Source organism: Solemya velesiana gill symbiont (genome assembly GCF_002020805.1).
In the GTDB taxonomy this organism is placed as follows: Bacteria; Pseudomonadota; Gammaproteobacteria; order Chromatiales; family Chromatiaceae; genus Sedimenticola_A.
This window is the reverse complement of sequence record NZ_MPRJ01000021.1, coordinates 21,494-30,683: the sequence shown is the minus strand read 5'-3', so window position 1 is coordinate 30,683 and position 9,190 is coordinate 21,494. Positions and strand designations below refer to the sequence as shown.

Here is a 9,190-nt window from a genome sequence, read left to right as displayed (position 1 = left end):
ATCTTTTCAAGATTCGATAAACTGGATGTGATGTTCACCTTCTTTATCCTGGCTTCACTCATCTCAGACACGGTGATTAACGTGAACAGGCCCTAATGAGTCACTCCCTACTGCACTGGTTCTGATTTATAAAAAATTAGCTGAAAATGTGCATGATGTAGAGGTGTTTAGCACCATCGATGGCGTTTCAAAGTTCTTAGGATACGATATCACTCCATATATCGCTGATAGGGCATCTGGCTTTCGGCGCTTCACTTAAGCGGACCATTAACTACTGCTCTTGTGTCAGCAACGGTCGCACTGCAGAACTCATCCCGGTTATACCAAAAAAGGTCCGCTCAGGGTTGTGGATTCAACATAAAATGCTGAAGACTGCTCCAAGGAATTCACCAACCCGGATTATTTAAACATGCCACCCGTTAATGTATGAATGACAACATCTTTTCCCTGTAACGAAAAAAGAGGCCCGAAGGCCTCTTTTTTCGTTCTGGGTCTGATCAGGATTACTCCTGGTCTACCACCTTCATGCTGAGGCGGATGCGGCCCTGCTTGTCGACTTCCAGGACTTTGACCTTGATGACATCACCTTCGGCCAGCTTGTCGCTCACCTTCTCCACACGCTCTTCGCAGATCTGGGAGATGTGCACCAGGCCGTCACGACCGGGCAGGATGGTCACAAAAGCACCGAAGTCCATCAGGCGGGCGACCTTTCCTTCGTAGACGGCACCCACTTCGACGTCGGCGGTGATCAGTTCGATGCGCTTGCGCGCCTCTTCACCGGCTGCCTTGTCCACGGAGAAGACCTTGACCATACCGTCGTCGGTCACGTCGACGGTTGCACCGGTCTCTTCGGTGATGGAGCGGATGGTGACACCACCCTTGCCGATGACGTCGCGGATCTTGTCGGGATCGATCTTGAAGGAGATGATGCGCGGCGCGTGCTCGGACATCTCTTCACGAGGAGCTGCAATGGCCTTCTCCATCTCGCCCAGGATGAACATGCGACCGTCTTTGGCCTGGCCCAGGGCGATCTCCATGATCTCCTTGGTGATACCGGTGATCTTGATGTCCATCTGCAGCGCGTTGACACCGTTGACGGTACCGGCAACCTTGAAGTCCATGTCACCCAGGTGATCTTCGTCACCCAGGATGTCGGTCAGAACGGCGAACTCGTTTTCTTCCTTGATCAGACCCATGGCCACACCAGCGATGGGTGACTTGATGGGCACACCGGCATCCATCAGGGAGAGGCTGGTGCCGCACACGGAAGCCATGGAGCTGGAACCGTTGGACTCGGTGATCTCGGAGACCACGCGGATGGAGTAAGGAAAATCTTCGATGGTGGGCATACAGGCCAGTACACCACGCTTGGCGAGGCGGCCGTGACCGATCTCGCGACGCTTGGGGCTGCCTACACGACCGGTCTCATTCACGCAGAAGGGAGGGAAGTTGTAGTGGAGCATGAAAGACTCTTTACGCTCGCCTTCAAGTGCATCGATGATCTGGGAGTCACGCTCGGTACCCAGGGTGGTAACCACCAGGGACTGGGTCTCGCCACGGGTGAACAGCGCGGAACCGTGGGTGCGGGGCAGTACGCCGGTACGCACGGTGATGGGACGAACGGTCTTGGTGTCGCGGCCGTCGATGCGGGGCTCGCCGGCCAGGATACGGCTGCGAACGGTACGCTTCTTGAGCTTGTCCAGCGCGCCGCGGACTTCGCCCTCTTCGTACTCGGGCTCGTCGCCACCGCAGAGTTTTTCAACGGCGTCGGCAACCACGGCGTCGATACGACCGTAGCGCTCCATCTTGTCAGCGGTGGTGTAGGCCTCGGTCATGGCGTCGCCGGCAGCAGCATTGACGGCTTCTGTCAGGGCAACGTTCTCTTCCGGGGCGGTGAACTCGAATATGGGCTTGTTGACCTCGGCAGCCAGTTCCTTGATCGCCTGTATGGCGACCTGCATCTGCTCGTGACCGAACAGCACGGCACCCAGCATCACCTCTTCGGAGAGTTCGTTGGCCTCGGATTCAACCATCAGTACCGCATCTTCGGTACCGGCAACCACCAGGTCGAGGTCGCTCTCGTCGGTCAGGCCGGTGAAATCCTGGTTGAGCAGGTACTCACCGTTCTTGTAGCCGACGCGGGCTGCGCCGATAGGACCCTGGAACGGCAGGCCGGAGATGGCCAGCGCCGCGGAGGTACCGATCAGCGAGGGGATCTCGGGGTCAACCGCGGGGTTCAGGGATTTGACGGTACAGATCACCTGGGTCTCGTTGGTGTAGCCCTTGGGAAACAGCGGACGGATGGGACGGTCGATCAGGCGAGAGACCAGGATCTCCTTCTCGGAAGGACGGCCCTCGCGGCGGAAGAAGCCACCGGGGATCTTGCCCGCTGCGTATGTCTTCTCCTGGTAGTCCACGGTCAGGGGGAAGAAGTCACGTCCTTCCATGGCCTGCTTGGCGCCAACCACGGTACACAGCACCACGGTATCTCCCATGTTGATCATGACTGCACCGTCTGCCTGGCGGGCGATCTCGCCGGTCTCCAGGGTTACGGTGTGGTCACCAAACTGAAACTCTTTCTTTATAGCGGTCACAATTGTGTCCTCTTTATTAATCTGGTTGCGGATCAGGTTAGCGACGCAGGCCAAGGCGCTTGATCAGGCTGCGATAACGTTCCACGTCTTTGGATTTCAGGTAGTCCAGCAGCTTGCGGCGTGAGTTAACCATGCGCACCAGGCCACGACGGGAGTGGTGGTCATGCTTATGATCGGCGAAGTGCTCGGTCAGTTGGTTGATACGGCTGGTCAGCAGGGCAACCTGGACCTCGGGGCTGCCGGTGTCGTTGGCACCCTGGCCGTACTCTTCAACAATTGCTTTTTTCTGTTCTGCGGTCATTGCCATTGGTATTTCCTCATCTATATTCAGTTAAGTACTACGCCCGCATCCGATATGAGTTCAGAAAACGGGCCACACCGCCCAAAAAAGGGCTGTTTCAGCGATACCTGCGCAGCCGGCAATGCCGCCCGGGATCGGAAAGGTGCAAAGTATGATGGGTTTTGCTTACCCAATCAAATTTTTAGGCTTATCAAGCCGATAAAACTGCTTATGGCCACTTCAGAGCAGACGCCGGGGAGCCACCCGGCCGTCGTCCAGTATCTCTCCCACACCGATGAACGCCTCGTTCTGGTCATAGAGCCGTACATGACCCTCGGTGGGTGCATTGGGCACGATCACCGGCTGTCCCTGGCGCAGGTAGAAGCTGGTGTCGGCGCTCAGGTGCACCGCGGGCCAACTGGCCAGGGCGGTGTCCACCGGCAGCAACAGGGCATCCAGGGAGGCATTGCCCTCCTCTGCCGCCTTCTCCACCTGTTCCATGGTGACCATGCCCTCGCTGTAGTAGGGGCCTACACCGGTACGCCTGAGGTTCGCCACGTGGGCGCCACAACCAAGCGCTTCGCCGATATCCTCGGCCAGGGTGCGCACATAGGTACCCTTGGAGCAACGCACATCCAGCTCGAACTCCGGCAGGTTGCAGGCCAGGAGGTTCAGCTCGTAAATCGTCACGGTGCGGGGCTGGCGCTCCACTTCCACACCCTCACGAGCGAGCTTGTAGAGCCGCTCACCCTTGTGCTTGAGGGCGGAGTACATGGGAGGAATCTGCTGGATCTCGCCCCTGAACCGCTCCAGCACGCCCTCGATGTTGGCCTCGCTGATACCGTCGGTGGGACGGGTTTCAAGAATCTCACCCTCGGAATCGCCGGTAGCGTTGGTCTCGCCCAGCTTCACCTTCACCCGGTAATGCTTCTCCGCATCCAGCAGAAAGGCGGAGACCTTGGTCGCATTGCCAAAGCAGACAGGCAGCAACCCATCCGCCAGCGGATCGAGGCTGCCGGTGTGTCCCGCTTTCTTGGCGAAGTAGAGGTACTTCACCCGCTGCAGTGCGGCGTTGGAGGTCTTGCCTAGGGGTTTGTCGAGCAGCAGGATACCCTGCACGTCGCGGCCTCTTTGACGGCGTCGGCCCATTCTGGAACTTACTCCTGGTTATCGGGGTGTTGAGCGTCTTCTTCGACGGCTTCTTCGATCAGGGCAGAAAGCCTCGCACCCCGTTCGATGGATACATCGTAAACAAAGTGCAGGGCTGGAATGGTGCGCATGCGCATGCACCGGCCCAGTTCATGGCGCAGGTAGGGTGCCGACTCGTTCAGCGCCTTCTCAGTAGCGTGCTCGCCCAGTTCACCACCAATGGTGGTGAAGTAGACCTTGGCATGTGAGAAATCGCGCACCACCCGCACCTCCTGGATGGTTACCATCCCGAGGTGGGGATTCTCCAGCTGGGTGCGAATCAGCTCACCGAGTTCACGCTGCATCTGGGAACCGACGCGGTCAGTCCGTTTAAATTCACGAGCCATTACAGCACCTCGCGGGCCACCTCGGTGCGCTCGAACACTTCGATCTGATCGCCGACCTTCACGTCGTTGTAGTTCTTCACACCGATACCGCACTCGGTACCCGATTTCACCTCGTTGACATCGTCCTTGTGACGGCGCAGAGACTCGAGTTCGCCCTCGTAGATGACCACGTTGTCGCGCAGAACACGGATCGGGTTGCTCCGCTTGACGGTACCTTCAATGACCATGCAACCGGCAATGGCACCCAGCTTGGAGGAGCGGAACACATCGCGCACCTCGGCCAGGCCGATAAACTCTTCCCGAACCTCTGGTGTGAGCATACCGGAAATCGCTTTTTTAACATCGTCAATGATCTCGTAGATGATGCTGTAGTAGCGAATATCCACGCCCTGGTCCTCGGCAGCACGGCGCGCAGTGGCATCGGCACGCACGTTGAACCCGATGATGATGGCGTTGGAGGTCATTGCCAGGTTGACGTCGGACTCGTTGATACCGCCGGCGCCGGTGGCCACGATCTTCACCTTCACCTCTTCGGTGGTGATCTTGACCAGCGACTCTTTCAGGGCTTCAACACTACCCTGTACGTCCGCCTTGACGATCAGGTTGACATAATTGACCTCGCCTTCGGACATCTGGGAGAAGAATTCGTCCAGCTTGGCAGCTTTCTGTGCAGCCAGTCGGCTGTCACGGTTCTTCTCCTGGCGAGACTCTGCAAGTTCACGGGCCTTGCGCTCATCGGAAACAACCACTACGTCGTCACCCGCGTTAGGCACACCAGAGAGACCCAGCACCTCGACGGGGATGGAGGGGCCGGCGCTGTTCACCTGCTGGCGGTTCTCGTCGAGCATGGCGCGAACGCGACCGATCTCTTGACCACTGACCACCATGTCGCCGCGTCTCAGGGTACCGGACTGGACCAGTATGGTTGCCACGGGACCACGTCCCTTGTCCAGGCTGGACTCGACGATGATGCCTCGGGCAGGACCATCCTTTACTGCAGTCAGCTCCAGAACCTCGGATTGCAGCAGGATCGAGTCGAGCAGTTCGTCGATGCCCTGGCCCGTCTTGGCCGAGACCTGGACGAACTGGGTATCACCACCCCACTCTTCGGGGATGATGTCCTGCTGGGAGAGCTCCTGCATCACCCGGTCGGGCTGAGCCTCGGGCTTATCTATCTTGTTAACCGCGATGATGATCGGCACGTCCGCAGCACGGGAGTGCTGAATCGCCTCGATGGTCTGGGGCTTGACGCCGTCATCGGCAGCCACCACCAGCACCACGATATCCGTAGCCTTGGCACCGCGGGCACGCATGGCGGAGAACGCAGCGTGGCCGGGGGTATCCAGGAAGGAGATCATGCCGTGGCCGGTCTCCACGTGATAGGCACCGATATGCTGGGTAATACCACCCGCCTCACCGGCGGCCACGCGGGTTTCGCGGATATGGTCGAGCAGGGATGTCTTACCGTGATCAACGTGACCCATAATCGTGACGACTGGCGCACGGGAGACCTTCTCGCCCTGCTCTTCGTCCAGGGTGCTCATCACTTCAGCTTCGATATCTTCTTCTTTCTGGGTTACTGCTTTATGGCCCATCTCTTCAACCACCAGAACCGCGGTATCGTGATCCAGGGGCTGGTTGATGGTCACCATCATGCCCATCTTCATCAGCTCCTTGATCACTACAGCGGCCTTGATAGACATCTTCTGGGCCAGGTCGCCCACGGTGATGTTCTCACCGATCTCAACCTCGTGAACCACGGGGGTGGTGGGTTTGACAAAACCGTGCTGGGCGTCACCCTGGGGCTGGATCACGGGCTTGTGCTGCTTGGCAGCCTTGCCCTTGCCACGGCGGCCACGCTTGGACTCCGCAACGTGCAACTGCTCTTTTTCCTTGCCACGGGCTCCCTTGCCTTTCTCCTTCGGGCGCTCGTCTTTGCGATGGGCTCCTTTCTTGCCCGCCTTCTCTTCGGCGATACGTTGGGCCTCTTCCTTCAATCTCGCTTCACGCAGTTCCTCTTCGAGATCCTTCTTCTCTTCCTTCTCGCCGACCTGCTTGCGCTGCGTTTCCTCACGCTTGCGTGCCTCTTCCTCTTGGCGGCGCTGCTCTTCCTCTTCCTGGCGCTGCTGCTCTTCGAGTTCCTTGCGTTTGCGCTCCTCCTCTTCCTGGAGCTTGGCAGCCTCTTCGGCGTGACGGCGCTGCTCTTCAGCGGAACGGCGCGCCTCGGTCTCGGCCTCGATCTGACGCTTCTGCTCGGCCTGCTCTTCAAGAGCCTTGCGAGCGGCTTCCGCCTCCTGGGTTCGTGCCTCGTCATCGCTGACTTCGCTGCGCTTTACGTAGGTCCGTTTGCGGCGAACCTCGACACTGACGGTCTTGCCTGCGCTGCGGGTTGCCCCTGTACGGCCACCGGGGCTTCGGGTAATGGTACCCGGCTGCTTCAGCTCGCTGACGGTTTTGCGCTTCAGGGTGATCTTCTTCGGGCTGTCACCGCTCTCGGTGCTCTTGCCGTGGCTCTGTCGCAAATGAGACAGCAGCTTGAGCTTCTCCTCGTCGCTGATGGCATCATCCGCTTGATTCTGTTTCAGCCCGGCCTCGGACAGCTGTGAAAGCAGGAGTTCCACTGGAATACCTACATCCTCGGCGAGCTGTTTAACTGTTACTTCACTCATAGTTCAGGACCTCCCCAATAGTCCTTAACCCTGCTGCTCGTCAGCGAACCAGGGTGCACGTGCCGTCATGATCAGCTGTGCAGCTCTTTCTTCATCCATCCCATCGATTTCCATCAACTCATCAACCGACTGCTCGGCCAGATCCTCCATGGTCACCACGCCTTTGCCGGCGAGGGTGAAGGCAAGTCCGCGCTCCATGCCGTCCATGGTGAGCAGGTCTTCCGCAGGCTCTGCGTTTGAGAGGACCTCCTCCTTTGCAATTGCCTGGGTCAACAGCACCTCTTTGGCCCGGGACCTCAGCGCCTCGACGATATCCTGGTCGAACTCCTCGATCTCCAGCATCTCGGCAATCGGCACATAGGCCACCTCATCAAGAGAGGTAAAGCCTTCCTGAACCAGGATCATGGCCACCTCTTCGTCCACGTCGAGCTGCTGCATGAAGTTCTCAACGAACTCCTGGGCCTCGGCTTCGCTCTGGGCGGAGGCATCGGCCTCGTTCATTACGTTGAGTTCCCAGCCGGTCAGCTCGCTGGCGAGGCGTACGTTCTGGCCGCCACGGCCGATGGCCTGGGAGAGATTCTCCTCGGTAACCGCAACGGTCATCGCCTCGGCGTCCTCATCAACCACGATGGAAACGACGTCTGCAGGAGACATGGCGTTGATCACGAACTGGGCTGGATTGTCGTTCCACAGGATGATGTCCACGCGCTCACCATTGAGCTCGTTGGAGACAGCCTGTACGCGGGAACCGCGCATGCCGACACAGGCACCAACGGGGTCGATGCGCTGATCGTTGGTCTTGACGGCAATCTTGGCGCGCAGGCCGGGATCACGGGCAGCGCCAACGATCTCTATCAGCCCCTCACCCACCTCGGGCACTTCCAGCTTGAACAGTTCGATCAACAGTTCAGGACGGGTACGGCTGACAAACAGTTGCGGGCCACGGGGCTCGGGACGCACATCGTACAGGAAGCCGCGGATGCGATCGCCGGTGCGTACGGACTCTCTCGGAATCATCTCTTCCCGAAGAATGACCGCCTCGGCATTGCCACCCAGGTCGAGCATCACGTTGCCACGGTCCACGCGCTTCACTACAGCGGTGATCAGCTCGCCCTTGCGGTCGATGTACGCATCGAACACCTTGGCGCGTTCCGCTTCCCGTACCTTCTGCATGATCACCTGCTTGGCAGTCTGTGCGGCGATGCGTCCGAAGGCGATAGACTCCATCGGCTCTTCGATAAAATCCCCCACCTGGATGTCCGGGTTCTGCTCGCGGGCATCTTCCAGCAGGATCTGACGCTCAGGAAACAGACCCTCCTCTTCATCCGGCTCTGCCAGCACTTCCCATCGGCGGAAACTGATGTAATCACCGGTTGAGCGGTCAATCTCTACGCGCACATCGATTTCGCCACCGTGTTTCTTGCGGGTAGCTGATGCCAGCGCGGCCTCAATGGCCTCGAAAATAACGCTCTTCTCTACTTCCTTTTCGTTGGAAACAACGTCAACGACCATCAGAATTTCTTTAGTCATTCAGTCTCTACCCAATTAAAAATCAGCGACCAGCCGCGCCTTGTCGATAAGGTCATACGGCAGTACAAACTCTTCACCATCAACATCAACCAGAACATCGTCGCTTTGCAAACCGTTGAGTACACCGTCGAACCGGCGTCGGCCGTGCATCTTTTCGTGCAGCCTGATCCTCACCCGGCTGCCCTTAAAGCGTTCAAAATGTTCCTTGAAAAACAATGGCCTATCCAGGCCAGGGGATGAAACTTCCAGGGCGTATTTCTCATGGATGGGATCTTCCACATCCAGTACACCGCTCACCTGGTGACTGACGGTGGAACAATCATCCACGGAAATACCGTTCTCATGGTCGATGTAGATCCGCAGGATGTACCCTGCTCTGCCATCGCCCATATACTCGGCGCCGACCAACTCGTAGCCCATCGGTTCGATGGTCTCCCGCATCAGTTCAGTCAGGCTGTCAGGCGCTCGTCCCATGTTCATCCACAAACAAAAAATGGGCCCATGGCCCACTCCATCAAACTTCAGGCGAAAATGTGGTGTCGAGAAACCGGCACATTTAAGCTTCGCCCAATAAAAAACCCC

At 58.2% G+C, this 9,190-nt stretch carries 7 protein-coding genes; all 7 read right to left on the bottom strand.

The window, feature by feature from the left end:
* Positions 1-503: 503 nt before the first annotated feature.
* The gene (pnp, locus tag BOW53_RS04740) at positions 504-2,594 is read right to left on the bottom strand and encodes a polyribonucleotide nucleotidyltransferase (protein WP_078486364.1); all 2,091 of its coding nucleotides are present in this window, start codon (positions 2,592-2,594) and stop codon (positions 504-506) included.
* Positions 2,595-2,631: 37 nt separating this feature from the next.
* Positions 2,632-2,901 carry a 30S ribosomal protein S15 gene (gene rpsO, locus BOW53_RS04735; protein ID WP_078486360.1) on the bottom strand — a complete coding sequence of 90 codons (270 nt, stop codon included), beginning with the start codon at positions 2,899-2,901 and terminating at the stop codon, positions 2,632-2,634.
* A gap of 213 nt (positions 2,902-3,114) precedes the next feature.
* Positions 3,115-4,023 carry a tRNA pseudouridine(55) synthase TruB gene (gene truB / locus BOW53_RS04730; RefSeq protein WP_078486359.1) on the bottom strand — a complete coding sequence of 303 codons (909 nt, stop codon included), beginning with the start codon at positions 4,021-4,023 and terminating at the stop codon, positions 3,115-3,117.
* An 8-nt stretch (positions 4,024-4,031) separates the two neighbouring features.
* Positions 4,032-4,409 (bottom strand): 30S ribosome-binding factor RbfA, encoded by a 378-nt coding sequence (gene rbfA, locus BOW53_RS04725; protein ID WP_078486358.1) that lies wholly within the window; start codon positions 4,407-4,409, stop codon positions 4,032-4,034.
* Entirely contained in the window at positions 4,409-7,078 is a 2,670-nt protein-coding gene (gene infB / locus BOW53_RS04720) for a translation initiation factor IF-2 (protein WP_078486357.1), read from the bottom strand. The genes rbfA and infB overlap by 1 nt, the downstream gene beginning before the upstream one ends.
* Before the next feature lie 24 nt (positions 7,079-7,102).
* Positions 7,103-8,608, bottom strand: coding sequence for a transcription termination factor NusA (nusA, locus tag BOW53_RS04715; RefSeq protein ID WP_078486356.1), 1,506 nt, complete (start codon positions 8,606-8,608; stop codon positions 7,103-7,105).
* Positions 8,609-8,623: 15 nt separating this feature from the next.
* On the bottom strand, positions 8,624-9,082 hold the full coding sequence (rimP, locus tag BOW53_RS04710; protein ID WP_078486363.1) for a ribosome maturation factor RimP: 459 nt from the start codon (positions 9,080-9,082) through the stop codon (positions 8,624-8,626).
* Positions 9,083-9,190 lie beyond the last annotated feature (108 nt).